This window comes from Rhodopseudomonas sp. G2_2311 (assembly GCF_047501505.1).
Classification (GTDB): Bacteria; Pseudomonadota; Alphaproteobacteria; order Rhizobiales; family Xanthobacteraceae; genus Rhodopseudomonas; species Rhodopseudomonas palustris_H.
Genome location: NZ_JAZDRK010000027.1, coordinates 1 through 17,112 on the forward strand (window position 1 = coordinate 1; position 17,112 = coordinate 17,112).

A 17,112-nucleotide genomic window follows, 5' to 3' on the forward strand; every position below is an offset into this window, starting at 1 on the left:
GACCCCTCCCCGCAAGGGGGAGGGGAGCCAAAACCGCGCGCTCCCCGCAAGCCGCGCCGGCCGCGCAGTCGCGGGGAGGCGAACTGATGAATTCTCTTTGCGGACTTCGCGATGGCGAAGTCAGTCTTTTTCCCAGGCACTGCGCCGTCTCCCCTCCCCCTTGCGGGGAGGGGTCGGGGGTGGGGGTGCCGCGCGCACGGAATCGAATCTAAATGCCCGATCTTCTCCTCGAACTGTTCTCCGAAGAAATCCCGGCGCGGATGCAGGGGAAGGCTGCTGATGATCTGAAGCGGCTGGTGACCGACAAGCTGGTTGCCGAAGGTCTCGTCTATGAGGGCGCCAAGGCGTTTGCGACGCCGCGGCGGCTGACGCTGACGGTGCATGGCATTCCGGCGCGGCAGCCGGATCTGAAGGATGAGCGCAAGGGTCCGAAGGTCGGCGCGCCGGAGGCGGCGGTGCAGGGCTTCTTGAAGGCCGCAGGGCTGGCCTCGCTCGACGAAGCCAAGATCCAGAAAGACCCGAAGAAGGGCGACTTCTACGTCGCGCTGATCGAGAAGCCGGGCAAGCCTGCGATCGATGTCATCGCCGATTTCCTGCCGGTCATCGTCCGCACCTTCCCGTGGCCGAAGTCGATGCGCTGGGGCGAACGTTCCCGCAAACCGGGCGCGCTGCAATGGGTGCGGCCGCTTCATTCGATCATCGCGACCTTCGGCATGGAAACCGAAGAGCCCGACGTGGTGCATTTCAACGTCGACGGCATCGAGGCGGGGCAGACCACGCGCGGCCATCGCTTCATGGCCCCGGCCGAATTCAGTGTGCGGCGGTTCGAGGACTACGAGGCCAAGCTGTTCGGCGCCAAGGTCGTGCTCGATTCCGCCCGGCGCAAGGACATCATCCTGGCGGACGCGAAGACGCTGGCGCAGGCGCAGAACTACGAACTGGTCGAGGATCAGGGGCTGCTCGACGAAGTCTCCGGCCTGGTCGAATGGCCGGTGGCGCTGATGGGCTCGTTCGACAAGGACTTCCTGTCGATTCCGGATGAAGTGATCCGCGCCACCATCCGCGCCAACCAGAAGTGCTTCGTGGTCGCCGATCCTGCGACCGCCAAGCTCGCCAACAAGTTCATCCTGACCGCGAACATCGAAGCCAGCGACGGCGGCGCCGCGATCACGGCCGGCAACGAGCGCGTCATCCGCGCGCGGCTCTCGGACGCCAAGTTCTTCTACGAGACCGATCTGAAGACCAAGCTGGAAGACCGGCTGCCGAAGTTCGATCAGATCGTGTTCCACGAAAAGCTCGGCACCCAGGCCGAGCGCATCGCGCGTATCGAGCGCCTCGCCGCCGAGATCGCGCCGCTGGTCGGGGCCGATGTCGAAAAGACCAAGCGTGCCGCCAAGCTCTGCAAGGCGGACCTGCTGACTGAGATCGTCGGCGAATTCCCCGAGCTGCAGGGCCTGATGGGCAAGTACTACGCGCTTGCCCAGGGCGAAGACGCGTCGGTGGCGGCGGCGTGCGAGGAGCACTACAAGCCGCAAGGCCCGGCCGATCGCGTGCCGACCGATCCGGTCAGCATCGCGGTGGCGCTCGCCGACAAGCTCGACACGCTCGTCGGATTCTGGGCGATCGACGAGAAGCCGACGGGCAGCAAGGACCCGTATGCTCTGAGGCGTGCGGCGCTGGGGGTGATTAGGCTGCTGCTGGATAACTCACTGCGCTTGCGGTTGCTCGCTTTGGTGTCCGCGCATTCTGCCGTCATGGCCGGGCTTGTCCCGGCCATCCACGACTTGGCTGACAGCAAGAAAGGCGTGGATGCCCGCGACAAGCGCGGGCATGACGACGTCAGTGACAACCTCCTCTCCTTCTTCGCCGACCGCCTCAAAGTCCAACTCCGCGACCAGGGCGCCCGCCACGACCTCGTCGACGCGGTGTTCGCGCTCGAAGGTCAGGACGACATCCTGATGATCGTTCGCCGCGTCGAGGCGCTGGCGGCGTTCCTCGCCACCGACGACGGCAAGAACCTCTTGGCCGGCACCAAGCGCGCCGCCAACATCCTGCGCATCGAGGAGAAGAAGGACGGCCGCGCCTATGATGGCGCGCCGGACGCGTCGCTGTACGCGCAGGACGAGGAGAAGGCGCTGGCGGCTGCGATCGACCGCGCCAAGGTTGAGGCCGGCGCGGCGGTCGCCAAGGAAGACTTCGCTGCGGCGATTACCGCGATGGCGGGCTTGCGGCCGGCGGTCGATGCGTTCTTCGATAAGGTCACGGTCAATGCCGACGACAAGGCCGTCCGCGAAAACCGCCTGAAGCTGCTGAACGAAATCCGCGCCGCGACGCGCGCGGTGGCGGATTTCTCGAAGATCCAGGACTAACGGCGGCTGTTGGTCCGCAGCGCCAGCCGCTGCCACGCCACGTCATTGCCGGGCTCGACCCGGCAATCCATCCTTTCTTCCCAAGGTATCTTCGGAGACGCGCTACGCGGGTGATGGATGCGCGGGTCGAGCCCGCGCATGACGCCGGGTGTGGGGCAGCCTCCTTGCCACGCGCCTCGCTGCGTCGCCCTCTGCAATAACTTCGAGATTCCGGGTCTGCGAGCTGTCGCACGCATCCCGGAATGACGGTACCTTTGGCGAAAGTGCCCCACCAGGAGTCATTCCGGGGCGCCGCGCAGCGGCGAGCCCGGAATCCATAACCACCGATGTTGGTGGTGGAGCAGGGCGTGTCGACGGCTGTGCCTCCCGGTGAGTTCAGCGAGTATGGATTCCGGGCTCACGAGCTTCGCTCGTGCCCCGGAATGACTGAGGGGAGGCGTGTCCTCGAGGAAGCCCCGCCGCCCCCTCAAAAGCTGCACCGATCAGCAACATTGCGAAACAATTAACCGGTCGTTAACCATGTCCTGACAGGTTGGCTGGCGGTAACGGTTCCTTAACCGTCCTCCTCGGCAGCGGGGCGCAATGCCATGACCAGCATCACCAACGGCCTGAACAATTACGCGCAGTACGGCGCGGCGTATGCGCGAACCGCGGGCGCGCAGACCTCGCTGGCCACGATCCTGAACGGCACCAGCGACGACGTGCTGCCGGGCGCCAGCAACAATGCGGCGACGCAGCTGACGCTGTCGGCGGCCGCGCGGGCGCAGCTCGCCAGCGGCTCGTCCAAGGATTACTCCGCGGTGATCAGCGACAGCCGCACCGCGATCGACAAGCTGTACAAGGCCGCGAATGTCACCGCGCCTTACGACGACAGCGGCAAGCCGAAGATCGACCTGTCCGGGCTCGACCGCCGGGCGCTGTTCGCGATCGCCTCGAACGCCGGCGGCCGGTTCACCGACGCCGAGCAGACGCTGGCGGCGACCACGCGGATTGCGCAGTTCAACGACGCGCTGTCGCCTGCAACACAGACCGCCAAGCTGATCGGCGACTACAGCACCGTGTACAAGGCGGCTGCGAGCTATCTCGATGGCGCCTCGGGCGAAGAGAAAGCGACCGCGACCTGGCAGGCCGAGCGCGCGGCGATCACCAAGGGCCTGGCAGCGACCCAGGCCGATCCGTCGAAGATCCCGGCCGGCATCAGCAACGATCCGGTGGCGGCCTATCTGGCGCGCTATCCGTCCGGCAGCGCCACCACGGCCACGAAGGATTTCGGCAGCGTCGCCAAGCAGGCGCGCGCCACGCTCGATGACCAAGCCGCGCAGGCGACCGCCGCCGGCAAGCTGCTGGTGTACGATCCGGCGCGCAAGACCGGCCAGCAGGCGGATCTGTCGGTGCTCGACAATCGCTCGCTGTCGGCGATCTCGCTCAACAAGGACGATCTGTTCTCGCAGGAAGAGGTGTTCGCCGCCAAGCGCGAGCTCGATGGCCGCAACCGCGCCAGCATCCTCACCGCGCTGAAGCAGAGCCAGACCTCCGGCAATCCGGCGGATTTCAGCCTCGGCCTGCTCAACGCCTATTCGGGCATGAGCGCAGAGGAGCGCACCGCGACCAACTGGACGCCGGCGTTCCGCGACAGCGCTGTGCAGAGCTACAAGGCGACCACGTCGCTGCTGTCGATGCTGAAGCGCGGTTAGCGCTCGCCGCTCACGCCGCGATCTTCGCCAGCCACGCCGCCAGGGCGACGCCGACGATCGCCAACGCCACCAGCATCACCGCGCTCTGCCAGGTGCGCCGGCCGCCGAACGCCACCGCGTAGGCGGCCTTCAGGACATTGTTGGACGATGCCGCGATCAGCACCGCGATCGCCACCGCATGTTCGCCGATGCCCGCGGTGCCGCCCTGCGCCAGGTTAAGCACGAAGGGATCGATGTCGGAAAAACCGACGATCGCTGCCAGCCAGTAGATGCCCTGCGTGCCGAATTCGGTTTTGACCCAGGTCGAGGCCAGCGAGATCGCCACGAACAGGGCTGCGAACACTGCGGCGGCGCCGAGTTCGAGCGGGTTGCCGCGCTCCGATGGCTGGGTGGCTTCGCCGCCGGGTGCCTTGATGATGAGGTATTGCAGCGCTGCGACTGCCAAAGCGACCGCCGCGAGCCCTAGCATCGGCGCCGCCAATGCGCGCGCCAGCGTCATGTTGAACACCGCGATCACCACCAGGATGCGCAGGTACATGATGCCGGTCGCCAGCGTGATACCCGCCGTCGCCTGGCGGCGGAACGACTCGCTGACGGCGGCCTGCCGCGCCAGCACCACGGTGGTGGCGGTCGAGGAATACAGCCCGCCGAGGCCTGCCATCCACAGTCCTTGGGCGGCGCGCTGCCAATAGCGCTGCGCCAGATAGCTCGCATAGGACAGCGCCGACACCAGCGTCAGCGCCAGCCACACCTGCCGCGGCGTGATGCTGGTGAGCGAGGTCACCGGTTCGGCCGGGAGCAATGGCAGCACGACACCGCTGAGGATCAGAAACTGCGCCGCGGTGGTAATCTCGCGCGTATCCACCTTGCGCACCAGCCGGTGCAGCCAGTCGCGGCCCGTCAGCAGCATCACCGCCGTGACCGTGACGCCGACCGCGACCCAATGCGGCAGCGCCAGCGCGATCGCCCCGAGCAGATAGGCGTGAACGTTGAGCAGCAGCACGACGAGGCCGGCATTGCGTTCGCCCTGGTCGTCGCGCTCGCGCAAATGCACCGTGTAGAAGATCGACAGCCAGACACCGAGCACCAGCAGGCCGCCGGTGAAGGCGACCAGATGGGTGGGGTCGAGCCAGTACAGAACGCCGCCGCCGAGAGATAGCAGTGGAAAAGTGCGGACGCCGCCCGGCCGCGCGGATTTGCGCTGCTCGAAGAAATCTTCGAACGCGAAGCCGAGAAAGAAACTCAGCAGCAACAACAGCGCGAGGCTGTGAACGGACGGTGTTGCGATCATCGGCATCGGCGAAGCCGCATCTGCGCGGGAGGACGTCGGCGCGGAAGAGCACCGCGACACCGGCGCGAGAGCCGAGCCGGTGCCGGAACTCTAGCAGGCGGTGCGATGCGGGAGAAGCAATCGGAAGGCGAGGGAGGACCGACGGAGAAGAGCCCCGCCCGGCGGGGGAACGGGACGGGGCTCTCCGATCCGGCCGCGTCGGTGGCGTCCGGACCCACGTTCAAGCGAATTGCGCGTCCACCTGAACGATCAAAGAGCAGCGGCCTGTCGAGGCTGCGCCGCTCGGTCTGCTGAGGCAATGCCCGCCCGCGCGTGATGTTCCGTGCAGGGATGTCGCAGGGGTCCGGATTTTTGCCGGTGAGGGAACCCCGAGCCACGCAGCGGCGTCATCAGCCGCCGGTATCGCTCGTTGCCTGAGTCCGCTACCAATCCGCCTGCGATTCGATCCGATCGCTTCCCTCCGCCGGAGACTGCCATGACAATCACCACTGCCCACATTCCAGCCATCGTCGCGTTGATCGCCGGTATCCTGATTCTGGTGATGCCGCGGCTGCTGAACTTCATCGTCGCGATCTATCTGATCTGCGTCGGACTGATCGGTCTGGGAGCGTTGCGTTTCCTGCATCTTTAGTCGGCTCGGGTTCCGCCAGCTTGCTTGAGACCGCTAAAACGTGGTCTAAAGCGCCCGTTTTCTGTTCCTCTTTCGCGGACCGTTGAGAGCCATGGCCAAAGCCGCTTCGAAGAAGAAGACCGCCCCGAAATCCAAGTCTTCCGGGACTGCGCGTGGAAAGGGCGCTGCCGCGTCGAGTGCACGCAAGGCAGTGGCGAAGAGCCCGCCGAAGCCGGCCAAGAAGGCTGTTAGCAAGCCGGCCGCCAAGCCCGCTGCAAAGCCTGCCGCGAAGTCGAAAGCGGTGACCAAGCCCGCCACCAAGACGGTGACCAAGGCTGCGGCCAAGCCGGCAGCTAAGCCAGCGAAGCCGGCCGCCAAGGCGGTGGCCAAGGCCGCTGCAAAGCCCGCCAAGAAGCCCGCCGCCAAGGCCGTTGCCGCGCCGAAGGCCGGCAAGTGGGTCTACACCTTTGGTGACGGCAAGGCCGAAGGCCGCGCCAACATGCGCGACCTGCTCGGCGGCAAGGGCGCCAACCTCGCCGAGATGGCCAATCTCGGCCTGCCGGTGCCTCCGGGCTTCACCATCCCGACCTCGGTCTGCACCTACTTCTACGCCAACGGCAAAACCTATCCGAAGGAGCTGCAGTCGCAGGTCGAGCGCGCGCTCGAGCACGTCGGCAAGCTCACCAACAAGAAGTTCGGCGACGCCAAGAACCCGCTGTTGGTGTCGGTGCGCTCCGGCGCCCGCGCCTCGATGCCGGGCATGATGGACACCGTGCTCAACCTCGGCCTCAACGACGAGACGGTCGAAGCGCTGGCCGAGAAGTCGGGCGATCGCCGCTTCGCCTATGACAGCTATCGCCGCTTCATCACGATGTACTCGGACGTGGTGCTCGGCTTCGAGCACCATCACTTCGAGGAAATCCTCGACGCCTATAAGGACGCCAAGGGCTTCACGCTCGACACCGACCTTGATGCCGACGACTGGGTCGATCTGGTCGGCCAGTACAAGGAAGCCGTGGCGCGCGAGACCGGCGAGGACTTCCCGCAGGATCCGCATGCCCAGCTGTGGGGCGCGATCGGCGCGGTGTTCTCGTCGTGGATGAACGCGCGCGCGGTGACCTACCGCCGCCTGCACGACATTCCGGAATCCTGGGGCACCGCCGTCAACGTCCAGGCGATGGTGTTCGGCAACATGGGTGAGACCTCGGCGACCGGCGTCGCCTTCACCCGTAACCCGTCGACCGGCGAAAGCCGGCTGTACGGCGAGTTCCTGATCAACGCGCAGGGCGAGGACGTCGTCGCCGGCATCCGCACCCCGCAGGACATCACCGAGCACGCCCGCATCGAATCCGGCTCCGACAAGCCGTCGATGGAAATGGCGATGCCGGAGGCGTTCAAGGAGCTGACCCGGATCTACACCCTGCTTGAGAAGCACTATCGCGACATGCAGGACATGGAGTTCACGATCGAGCAGGGCAAGCTCTGGATGCTGCAGACCCGCGGCGGCAAGCGCACCGCCAAGGCGGCGCTGCGGATCGCGGTCGAGCTCGCCAACGAAGGCCTGATCAATCGCAAGGACGCCGTGACCCGGATCGAGCCCGGTTCGCTCGACCAGCTGCTGCACCCGACCATCGACCCGAATGCCAAGCGCGACGTGATCGCCACCGGCCTGCCGGCCTCGCCCGGCGCCGCCTCCGGCGAGATCGTGTTTTCCTCCGATGAGGCCGCCAAGCTGCATGCCGACGGCCGCAAGGTCGTGCTGGTGCGCATCGAGACCAGCCCGGAAGACATCCACGGCATGCATGCCTCGGAAGGCATTCTCACCACCCGCGGCGGCATGACCTCGCACGCCGCCGTGGTGGCGCGCGGCATGGGCAAGCCCTGCGTCTCCGGCTGCGGCGCGATCCGCGTCGATTACGGCCGCGGCACGATGATGATCGGCAACCGCACCTTCAAGGCCGGCGACATCATCACCATCGACGGCGGCACCGGCCAGGTGCTGGCCGGCAAGATGCCAATGATCGAGCCGGAACTGTCGGGCGACTTCAACACGCTGATGGGCTGGGCCGACGAAGTCCGCAAGCTCAAGGTCCGCGTCAACGCCGACACCCCGGCCGACGCTCGCACCGCGATCAAGTTCGGCGCGGAAGGCATCGGCCTGTGCCGCACCGAGCACATGTTCTTCGAAGAGACCCGCATCCGCACCGTGCGCGAGATGATCCTCGCCGAAGACGAGCAGTCGCGGCGCTCCGCGCTCGCCAAGCTGCTGCCGATGCAGCGCGCCGACTTCGTCGAGCTGTTCGAGATCATGAAGGGCCTGCCGGTGACGGTGCGCCTGCTCGATCCGCCGCTGCACGAGTTCCTGCCGCACACCCAGGCGGAGATCGAGGAAGTGGCGCGGGCGATGAACGCCGATCCGCGCCGGCTCGCCGATCGCGCCCGCGAGCTCGCCGAGTTCAATCCGATGCTCGGCTTCCGCGGCTGCCGTCTGGCGATCGCCTATCCGGAGATCGCCGAGATGCAGGCTCGCGCGATCTTCGAGGCCGCGGTCGAGGCCGAGAAGCGCACCGGCGAGCAGGTCGGTCTTGAAGTGATGGTGCCGCTGATCGCGACCCGCGCCGAGTTCGAGCTGGTCAAGGCCCGGATCGACGCCACCGCGCAGGCGGTGAACCGCGATTCCGGCAGCAATCTGAAGTACCAGGTCGGCACCATGATCGAGCTGCCGCGCGCCTGCCTGATGGCCGGTGACATCGCCGAGAGCGCGGAGTTCTTCTCGTTCGGCACCAACGACCTGACCCAGACCACGTTCGGCATCAGCCGCGACGACGCCGCCAGCTTCCTCGGCACCTATATCGAGAAGGGCATCTTCACGGTCGATCCGTTCGTCTCGGTGGACCGCGACGGCGTCGGCGAGCTGGTCCGCATCGGCGTCGAGCGCGGCCGCAAGACGCGCGCCAAGCTCAAGGTCGGCATCTGCGGCGAACACGGCGGCGACCCGGCGTCAGTGGCGTTCTGCCACGAGGTCGGCCTCGACTACGTGTCGTGCTCGCCGTATCGCGTGCCGATCGCGCGGCTCGCCGCCGCGCAGGCCGCGCTCGGCAAGGGCATCGCCAGCCAGGCGTAATCGCGCCTCGCAAGACTGATCAGATTTCGAATGGCCGGGCTTCGTCCCGGCCATTTGCATTTGCGCGCTGGTAATCAGCGGTGCGGCTCACGTGCAACGTCTTGTTAACGACGTCGCACAACGCATTCTTAACCACCGCTATGAAGCGCTGATTCACCACATTCGCAGCCGGTTCCACGAACTAACAGCTTGGCATTGCGTGTTGCGCGGATGCATCGGCCATTAACGCACGGGCAACTTTAATCGGATAACAACAGAAACGATCAACTTATCCGAAACCCTCGGACGTGGTCGCGAGTAAGCGTTGCGTGAGCGTATCGATGTCAGTCATGCGTAACCGGTCGAAGGGCGCGCGGATTGCGTCCTTCGGCCTCGGGGTCTGTGTCTTCGCGGCGCTGCCCAATGAAATCGGACACCAGGATATTGCGTCGCTGCTGGTTCGGCAGACGGGCGTCACCGAGCGCTGGCAGAAGCGGATGTTCGCGTCCTCGCTCGGCTCGGTGCAGGTCGCGACGTTCTCGTTCGGCCGGCCGCTCGGAACCTGGACGCCGCAGCTCGGCTCGTCGCGCCTGGTCAGCATCGAAGGCCGCAGCGGCGGCCTCGCCGCGACCCACAATCCGCTGCTGCAGGCGCCGTCCCGTTACCAGGCGTCCGACTACCCGAAGGTCGACCGCACGCTGAAGGGCGACCGCCTCGCGCTTGCCAAGCCCGACCAGTCTCCGACCCTCGAAGTCGCGCCGACGCCGGAGGACGCCGGATCGCAGGCGCCGAATGTCGCTGGTGCCAAGACAGCCGACCAATTCCCGAGTTCCGAGCAGAACGGCGCGGTCCACGCGGCCGAAGCTTCGCCGGCGCTCGATCCGGAGCTTGCCGAAGCGCTGAAGTCCGAGCCGCTGCCGCAATACGACGGCTCGCTGTCGCTCGATAAGGATCACGAGGCGGCCGCTGTCGCGCCGCGGCCACGCGATCCGTTCTCGTTCAAGACCGCCAGCCTGTTCTTCGGCACCGGCTCGCTCGGCGGCATGGATGAGTCGCTCGAGCAATGGCAGCCGGGCGAAGAGCCGATCATCGTGTCGCCGAACGCAGCCGATCCCGACATGAAGTCGCCGCTGCCGCAAACCGCTGCGCTGGATCCGTCCGCTTCGGGCGAGACCATCGCCGGCAAGGGCCAGGTCAACGCCGATCACCACGTCAAGACGCCGGCCGAGCGGCTCGGCCTCGCCAATGACTCCAAGCTCCGCGCCAAGCACGAGAAGTGCCTGGCGGAGGCGGTGTATTTCGAATCGCGCGGCGAAAAGGTGCGCGGCCAGATCGCGGTGGCGCAGGTGGTGCTCAACCGCGCGTTCTCCGGCTTCTATCCGACCAACGTCTGCGGCGTGGTCTATCAGAACAAGAACCGGCGCTACGCCTGCCAGTTCACCTTCGCCTGCGACAACATCGCTGACGTGGTGCGCGAGCCGGAGATGTGGGACCGCGCCCGCAAGATCGCGCGCGCGATGCTCGACGGCAAGCTGTGGCTGCCTGAAGTCGGCAAGTCGACTCATTACCACGCGTACTGGGTGCGGCCTTCATGGGTCCACGAGATGAAGAAGATGTACAAGTTCGGCGTGCACACCTTCTATCGTCCGCGCGCCTGGGGCGACGGCAGCGACGCCCCGAGCTGGGGCACCGCCGCCGAAACCGCCTCGATCGCCGCCCAACTCGCCGAAGCCGCCAAGAGCTCGGCGGAGATTCAGGCGAAGGGCAACTAAGCAGTGAACACGCACATAGGTCTGTGCCTGTTGCTGATTGATTCCTCCACAAGCCCAAGCAGTCATTCCGGGGTGCGCGCAGCGCGACCCCGGAATCTCGCGGTTTGGAAGGCGGCGCTTTGCCCCGCTTCAGATTCCGGGTTCGCTCGCTCTCGCGAGCGCCCCGGAATGACACCTTCAGCTTTCGTCATTCCGGGATGCGCTGCGGAGCAGCGCAGGCCCGGAATCCATAGCCACTGCGCTTGCGCTTTGGGCGAAGCGGTTATCGCGCTGTGCCTCAACGCGATGACGGTGGTTATGGATTCCGGGCTCGCGCTTCGCGCGCCCCGGAATGACGTGGCGGAGTTATTACTTGCATGCCGGCGTCATGCGCGGGCTTAACCGCGCCTGCGGGGCCGAAGCCCCTTCGGCGCGGCGAAGGCCCGTTCTTCAAGAGGATGGATTGCCGGGTCGAGCCCGGCAATGACGGTGGTAAAGCGAGAAGTCTTCGGCTGCGGAGCGTCTGCCTACGCGTCGATATCCAGCGCGACGTCGAAGTTTGGCGCCGAATGCGTCAGTGCGCCGGAGGAGGCGTAGTCGACGCCGGTGGCGGCGATGCTGCTGATCGATTCGCGGGTGACGCCGCCGGAGGCTTCGAGCACGACGCGGCCGGCGCTCATCGCCACCGCCTGCTTCAAGGTGTCGAGGTTCATGTTGTCGAGCAGCACGACGTCGGCGAGGCCGGTGTCGAGCACCTCACGGAGCTGATCGAGGGTGTCGACTTCGATCTCGATCTTGACCAGATGGCCGATCTTGGCGCGCGCCGCTTCCAGCACCGGGCGAATACCGCCGGCCACCGCGATGTGGTTGTCCTTGATCAGAATGGCGTCGTCGAGGCCGAAGCGGTGGTTGAAGCCGCCGCCGCAGCGCACCGCGTATTTCTCCAGCGCGCGCAGCCCCGGCGTGGTCTTGCGGGTGCAGCAGATCCGCATCTTGGTGCCTGCGGTGTGGCGGACGTAGTCCGCCGTCAGCGTCGCAATGCCGGAGAGCCGGCCGACGAAGTTCAGCGCGGTGCGCTCGCCGGTCAGCACGGTGCGGGCCGGACCGGAGATCGTCAGCACCTGAATGCCCGCCGCCACCGTGTCGCCATCGCGGACATGGGCGGTGATGGCGACTTCCGCCGAGAGTTGCCGGAAGGTCTCGATCGCCAGCGGCAGCCCCGCGATCACACCGGCCTGGCGCGCGACGAGAATCGCGTGGGCTTGGGTCGCTTCCGGAATCGTCGCAATCGAGGTGACGTCCCCGGCGCGGCCGAGATCCTCATCGAGCGCGCGGCGCACCGCGTCGGTGATCGCCAATGGCGACAGGAACGCATCGGGATGCAGCAGGGCAGACGGCAACATGAAAGGTGGTCCTGATCAGGCGAGGGATTGCGCGGCGAGGCGTGGCGCGCGCGGGGCAGCGTCGCCGAGCGCGGCAGCGCGCTCGCGGGCCTGCGCCAGCGATGTGGTGGTCCGCTTGGCCTGCGCCGGGTTCTCGGTCGGATAGTCGGCGCGATAATGCGCGCCGCGGCTCTCGGTGCGAGCCAGCGCCGCGGTGGCGACCAGCAGCGCGGTCGTCGCCATATTGGCGAGCGTGGTCGACGAGGTCTCGGCTTCGAGCGCCGCAAAGGTGCGCACCGCTTCGGTCAACCCGTCACGATCGCGGATCACGCCGACCTTGCCGGCCATGGTCTGACGCAACAGCTGCTCCTGCGCCGGATCGATCGGCGTGCTTGGCGTCTCGTGCACATCGAGGCGTGACTTGGTCGCAGCGAGTTCGGTGCCGGCGATGTCCTCGGCAATCCGCGCCGCGTAAACCACCGCTTCGAGCAGCGAGTTGGAAGCAAGCCGGTTGGCGCCATGCGCGCCGGTGCAGGACACTTCGCCCGCCGCCCACAGCCCGCGCAGCGAGCTGCGGCCGTGCATGTCCACCGCGATGCCGCCCATATGGTAGTGCGCCGCCGGAGCGATCGGGATCGGCTGGGTCGCAGGATCGATACCGGCCGAGATGCAGCTCTCGTACACGGTCGGGAAATGTTCGGCGAAATGCGTACCCAGCGCCTTGGTGGCATCGAGATAAGCGCCGCGGCCGGAAGCGACTTCGGCGAACACACCGCGGGCGACGATGTCGCGCGGCGCCAATTCGGCCAGCGGATGCGCGGTGAGCATAAAGCGCTCGCCCTGGCCGTTGATCAGGATCGCGCCTTCGCCGCGCAGCGCCTCGGTGGCGAGCGGCGCCGGATCGCGCCCCACCATGATGGCGGTCGGATGAAACTGCACGAATTCCGGGTCGGCGATTCGCGCGCCGGCGCGGGCCGCGATCGCCAGCCCGACACCGCGGGCCTCGATCGGATTGGTGGTCACGGCATAGAGATGACCGATGCCGCCGGTGGCGAGCACCACGGCACGCGCGGCGATGTGCATCGGCGCACCGGCGGCGTTGCCCACCTTGCGCAGCCGCAGTCCGGCGACCGCGTCGTCGTGCATCAGCAGCCCGTCGGCGAACCAGCCTTCGATCACCTTGATCGACGGCGTCTTGCGCACCGCATCGGTGAGCGCGCTGATGATCGCCTGGCCTGCCATGTCGCCGCGGACGTGGACGATGCGCCGCGCCGAATGCGCCGCCTCGCGCGCGACCGCCAGCCGGCCTTCGAGGTCGCGGTCGAACGGCACGCCGTAGCTGAGGAGATCGTGGATGCGCGCGGCGGCTTCGCCGGCGAGGCGATGCGCCACCGCCTCGTCGACCAGTCCGGCGCCGACCGCGATGGTGTCGGCCGCATGCGATTCGGCGCTGTCGCCTTCGCCGACCGCGGCGGCGATGCCGCCCTGCGCCCAGGCCGTGGAGGCGCCTTCGCCGAGCGGCGCGGCGCTGATCACCGTCACCGGACGCGGCGCCAGCTTCAGCGCGCAGAACAGGCCGGCGAGACCGCCGCCGACGATAACGACGTCACCATGGACGCCAAGATGTGCGAACTCGGGCGTGGTGCTCATGCGGCGATCCAACTCTCACGCGATTGTCCGCGAACGCCTTCGATGCACAGCGATGGCGGCACGGACGCCGCCATTCGTCGCGAGCCCTGAGGCTCAGTTGTTCAGGTTGATCATCCGTTCCACCGAGCGCCGGGCCGGCGCGATGATGGCGGGGTCGACCGTCACTTCCTCACGCAGGTACACCAGGCTGTCGAGGATCTTCGCCAGCGTGATCCGCTTCATGTGCGGGCACAGATTGCACGGCCGCACCATTTCGACGTCGCGGAGCTCGGCCTGGACGTTGTCGGCCATCGAGCACTCGGTGATCATCACCACGCGCTTCGGATGCTGGGTCTTGACCCAGTTGATCATGTGCGCGGTCGAGCCGGTGAAGTCGGCTTCGGCCAGTACATCCGGCGGACACTCCGGATGCGCGATGATCTTCACGTTCGGATCGGCCTCGCGATAGACGCGCAGCTCGTCGCCGGTGAAGCGCTCGTGCACCTCGCAGGCGCCCTTCCAGGCGATGATCTTCACCTTGGTCTGGGAGGCGACGTACTTCGCCAGATACTGATCCGGCACCATGATGACGCGATCGACGCCGAGGCTTTCGACCACCTGCACGGCGTTCGACGAGGTGCAGCAGATATCAACCTCAGCCTTCACGTCGGCCGAGGTGTTGACATAAGCGACCACCGGCACGCCGGGGAATTTCTCGCGCAGCAGACGAACGTCGGCACCGGTGATGGAAGAGGCGAGCGAGCAGCCGGCGCGGGAATCCGGGATCAGCACGCGCTTCTCCGGATTCAGGATCTTCGACGTCTCGGCCATGAAGTGCACGCCGCACTGCACGATGGTCGAAGCCTTCACCTTGGTGGCTTCGATCGCGAGTTGCAGCGAGTCGCCGACGATGTCGGCGACGCAGTGGAAGATTTCCGGCGTCTGGTAGTTGTGCGCCAGGATCACGGCATCGCGCTCGCGCTTCAGCTCGTTGATCGCCTTGACGTACGGCGCCATGAACGGCCACTCGACCGGCGGAATCACGGTCTGCACCTTCTCGTACAGGTGCGCGGTGGCGGCCTCGACCTCCGGCGTCCATTCCAAGGACGGCATCGGCAGCGCGCGGGCGCGTTCAGTGGCACTCAGCGGCGCGCGCGGAAGCGATCCCTGGCGCGCATGCGGCGGCAGGCCGAAATTCTCCGGACCGTAGAGTTCAGCAAGCGGCATCGACGCCTCCTTGTACCGCGCTCCAATATATACTCAGTTTGAGCATATGCTGGGTTTGAGAAATCCGGCCACGATGGGCCGGCAACTTTCCAACCGCTGCGATGAACCGCTTCCCTAAAGCCTTCGCGTCCCCGCGCCCCGCTTCCAGGAACCTATGAGGAAACACTTATCCTCATTCAGAGCATAACTAATATAACACGTGGCTCCAGGTTCCGCCAGAGGCCGAAAGGGCTAAATCGTCACACCAGAGTCACGCATTTGCATCGCTGCAGCGCAGCGATCTTTACAGCGGGCCTGCGCTTTCTCTAACTCACGTCGGCATCGGCAAGCACAATTCAAGGGGGAGCGACAATGGCGACGTTCAAGGCGATCCGGATCGACAAGGCCGAGAAGGGCACCGTTGCGGCGCTGACCCAGTTCGACGAGGCCGAGCTGATGGACGGCGACGTCACGGTCGCGGTCGAGTGGTCGACCCTCAACTACAAGGATGGTCTCGCGCTCACCGGCAAGGCACCTGTGGTGCGCCGTTTTCCGATGATCGCCGGGATCGATTTCGCCGGCACTGTGCTGGAGTCGTCGCATCCCGACTGGAAGGCCGGCGACAAGGTGGTGTGCAACGGCTGGGGCATGGGTGAAACTCACCTCGGCGCCTATGCGGAGAAGGCCCGCGTCAAGGGCAGCTGGCTGGTGCGGTTGCCGCAGTCGCTGAGCGCGCGCGACGCGATGGCAATCGGCACCGCCGGCTACACCGCGATGCTCAGCGTGCTGGCGCTGGAGAAGCACGGGCTGTCCCCGCAGGATGGACCGGTGGTGGTCACCGGCGCGGCCGGAGGCGTCGGCTCGGTGGCGATCGCGCTGTTGTCCAAGCTCGGCTATCACGTCATCGCTTCGACCGGCCGGGCGTCCGAAGAGGCTTACTTGCGCCAGCTCGGGGCCGCCGAGATCATTGACCGCAACGAGTTGTCCGGTCCGGCCAAGCCGCTGGCGAAGGAGCGCTGGGCCGGCGGCATCGACAGCGTCGGCTCGACCACGCTGGCCAATCTGCTGTCGATGACCAAGTACCGCGGCGCCATCGCGGCCTGCGGCCTCGCGGCCGGCATGGACCTGCCGAGCTCGGTCGCCCCGTTCATTTTGCGTGGAGTGTGTCTTTACGGCATCGACTCGGTGATGTGCCCGCTGCCGGAGCGCAAGCGCGCCTGGGAGCGACTCGCAACCGACCTCGATCCGGCAAAACTTGCGGAAATCACGCAGGAAATTTCCCTCGACCAGGTCATCGACGCCGGCGCCAAGGTGCTGGCCGGTCAGGTCCGCGGCCGCATCGTGGTGAAAATTTCGTAGGGGATCGGTTACTTCGTTCAGACTTTACCAACCAAGCTGCGCCATTCTTGCCGCAGTTTGTATGGTAAGGATCGGGTTAAGCGAGTTTCACCCGCTCCCAGTAGGAGTACAGGCATGTTTGCGCGTTTCGTTGTCGGCGCTGTGATATCCGGCGCTGCGGTCCTTCCGGCGATGGCTGGTTCGATGAATGCGGACGAGGCGCGCAAATTCGTCGCCAACAAGGTGTTTGCATTCACCTGCTTCGACGGAACCCGCGGCGCAGGCCGCGTGTTCGACGATGGCGGCGCCGCCGGCCAGGTTCAGTTCTCCGGCTCCGGTCCCAACCGTTTCATGCGTCTGCCCGGCAACACGCTGCAGGTTCGCGGCGAAGCGATCTGTGCATCGATCAAGGGCATTCCGTTCGAGCCCTGCTTCAACCTCAACAAGACCAGCGAACGCAGCTTCCGCGGTTCGGTGTCGGGGATGGGCTTTGCGTATTGCGACTTCCGCCACCAGGGCCGGATCCAGCTCGCGCGCGCCATTTCGCATTCTCACGCGCAGAGCCGGCCGCGCTCGCTGCACGCGCCGGGCACTCAGCAACGCGCCGAAGTCACCGCCAGCGTTCCGACGCCGCGCGTCGAATCGGCCCGGCTCGATCCGCCGAGGGCCGAGACCGCCAAGATCGAAGCCGCGTCCGAACTGCGCCGCTCGACGGACTAACACTGATCGTTCCTGCTGC

General features: G+C 66.4%; 11 protein-coding genes. 7 read left to right on the forward strand and 4 right to left on the reverse strand.

Annotated features, from left to right (window positions below):
- Nucleotides 1–212 precede the first annotated feature (212 nt).
- Both glyS and VRZ08_RS22800 read left to right on the forward strand, forming a co-directional pair.
- Nucleotides 213–2,369 carry a glycine--tRNA ligase subunit beta gene (gene glyS, locus VRZ08_RS22795; protein WP_414533991.1) on the forward strand — a complete coding sequence of 719 codons (2,157 nt, stop codon included), beginning with the start codon at nt 213–215 and terminating at the stop codon, nt 2,367–2,369.
- A 587-nt stretch (nt 2,370–2,956) separates the two neighbouring features.
- Nucleotides 2,957–4,063, forward strand: coding sequence for a hypothetical protein (locus tag VRZ08_RS22800; RefSeq protein ID WP_414533992.1), 1,107 nt, complete (start codon nt 2,957–2,959; stop codon nt 4,061–4,063).
- A gap of 10 nt (nt 4,064–4,073) precedes the next feature.
- On the opposite strand, the gene VRZ08_RS22805 is transcribed toward VRZ08_RS22800, so the two are convergent.
- Entirely contained in the window at nt 4,074–5,360 is a 1,287-nt protein-coding gene (locus tag VRZ08_RS22805) for an MgtC/SapB family protein (protein WP_264054461.1), read from the reverse strand.
- A 469-nt stretch (nt 5,361–5,829) separates the two neighbouring features.
- Here VRZ08_RS22805 and VRZ08_RS22810 point away from each other — a divergent pair, with 469 nt between their 5' ends.
- The 3 genes from VRZ08_RS22810 to VRZ08_RS22820 all read left to right on the forward strand — a co-directional run bounded on the left by VRZ08_RS22810 (nt 5,830) and on the right by VRZ08_RS22820 (nt 10,839).
- Nucleotides 5,830–5,985, forward strand: a complete 156-nt coding sequence (locus tag VRZ08_RS22810) for a DUF3096 domain-containing protein (RefSeq protein WP_013500996.1) — start codon at nt 5,830–5,832, stop codon at nt 5,983–5,985.
- A gap of 91 nt (nt 5,986–6,076) precedes the next feature.
- Nucleotides 6,077–9,088 carry a pyruvate, phosphate dikinase gene (gene ppdK / locus VRZ08_RS22815; RefSeq protein ID WP_414533993.1) on the forward strand — a complete coding sequence of 1,004 codons (3,012 nt, stop codon included), beginning with the start codon at nt 6,077–6,079 and terminating at the stop codon, nt 9,086–9,088.
- 320 nt (nt 9,089–9,408) lie between these two features.
- A complete protein-coding gene (locus tag VRZ08_RS22820) occupies nt 9,409–10,839 on the forward strand; it encodes a cell wall hydrolase (protein ID WP_264075711.1) in 1,431 nt (476 codons plus the stop codon).
- Nucleotides 10,840–11,345: 506 nt separating this feature from the next.
- On the opposite strand, the gene nadC is transcribed toward VRZ08_RS22820, so the two are convergent.
- The 3 genes from nadC to nadA all read right to left on the reverse strand — a co-directional run bounded on the left by nadC (nt 11,346) and on the right by nadA (nt 15,056).
- Nucleotides 11,346–12,221: a carboxylating nicotinate-nucleotide diphosphorylase gene (gene nadC / locus VRZ08_RS22825; RefSeq protein ID WP_414533994.1), complete on the reverse strand. Its 876-nt coding sequence runs from the start codon at nt 12,219–12,221 to the stop codon at nt 11,346–11,348.
- A gap of 15 nt (nt 12,222–12,236) precedes the next feature.
- A complete protein-coding gene (locus tag VRZ08_RS22830; RefSeq protein WP_414533995.1) occupies nt 12,237–13,850 on the reverse strand; it encodes an L-aspartate oxidase in 1,614 nt (537 codons plus the stop codon).
- A 93-nt stretch (nt 13,851–13,943) separates the two neighbouring features.
- Nucleotides 13,944–15,056 carry a quinolinate synthase NadA gene (nadA, locus tag VRZ08_RS22835; protein ID WP_012494788.1) on the reverse strand — a complete coding sequence of 371 codons (1,113 nt, stop codon included), beginning with the start codon at nt 15,054–15,056 and terminating at the stop codon, nt 13,944–13,946.
- A gap of 351 nt (nt 15,057–15,407) precedes the next feature.
- On the opposite strand from nadA, the gene VRZ08_RS22840 reads away from it, so the two are divergent.
- Nucleotides 15,408–16,394, forward strand: a complete 987-nt coding sequence (locus VRZ08_RS22840) for an MDR family oxidoreductase (RefSeq protein WP_414533996.1) — start codon at nt 15,408–15,410, stop codon at nt 16,392–16,394.
- 114 nt (nt 16,395–16,508) lie between these two features.
- On the forward strand, nt 16,509–17,093 hold the full coding sequence (locus VRZ08_RS22845; protein ID WP_107343230.1) for a hypothetical protein: 585 nt from the start codon (nt 16,509–16,511) through the stop codon (nt 17,091–17,093).
- Nucleotides 17,094–17,112: the final 19 nt, after the last annotated feature.

Bases quoted from the DNA above. Each gene is read 5' to 3' on its own strand.
- glyS (WP_414533991.1), top strand. From the start codon at position 213: ATGCCCGATCTTCTCCTCGAACTGTTCTCCGAAGAAATCCCGGCGCGG.
- VRZ08_RS22800 (WP_414533992.1), top strand. From the start codon at position 2,957: ATGACCAGCATCACCAACGGCCTGAACAATTACGCGCAGTACGGCGCG.
- VRZ08_RS22805 (WP_264054461.1), bottom strand. From the start codon at position 5,360: ATGCCGATGATCGCAACACCGTCCGTTCACAGCCTCGCGCTGTTGTTG.
- VRZ08_RS22810 (WP_013500996.1), top strand. From the start codon at position 5,830: ATGACAATCACCACTGCCCACATTCCAGCCATCGTCGCGTTGATCGCC.
- ppdK (WP_414533993.1), top strand. From the start codon at position 6,077: ATGGCCAAAGCCGCTTCGAAGAAGAAGACCGCCCCGAAATCCAAGTCT.
- VRZ08_RS22820 (WP_264075711.1), top strand. From the start codon at position 9,409: ATGTCAGTCATGCGTAACCGGTCGAAGGGCGCGCGGATTGCGTCCTTC.
- nadC (WP_414533994.1), bottom strand. From the start codon at position 12,221: ATGTTGCCGTCTGCCCTGCTGCATCCCGATGCGTTCCTGTCGCCATTG.
- VRZ08_RS22830 (WP_414533995.1), bottom strand. From the start codon at position 13,850: ATGAGCACCACGCCCGAGTTCGCACATCTTGGCGTCCATGGTGACGTC.
- nadA (WP_012494788.1), bottom strand. From the start codon at position 15,056: ATGCCGCTTGCTGAACTCTACGGTCCGGAGAATTTCGGCCTGCCGCCG.
- VRZ08_RS22840 (WP_414533996.1), top strand. From the start codon at position 15,408: ATGGCGACGTTCAAGGCGATCCGGATCGACAAGGCCGAGAAGGGCACC.
- VRZ08_RS22845 (WP_107343230.1), top strand. From the start codon at position 16,509: ATGTTTGCGCGTTTCGTTGTCGGCGCTGTGATATCCGGCGCTGCGGTC.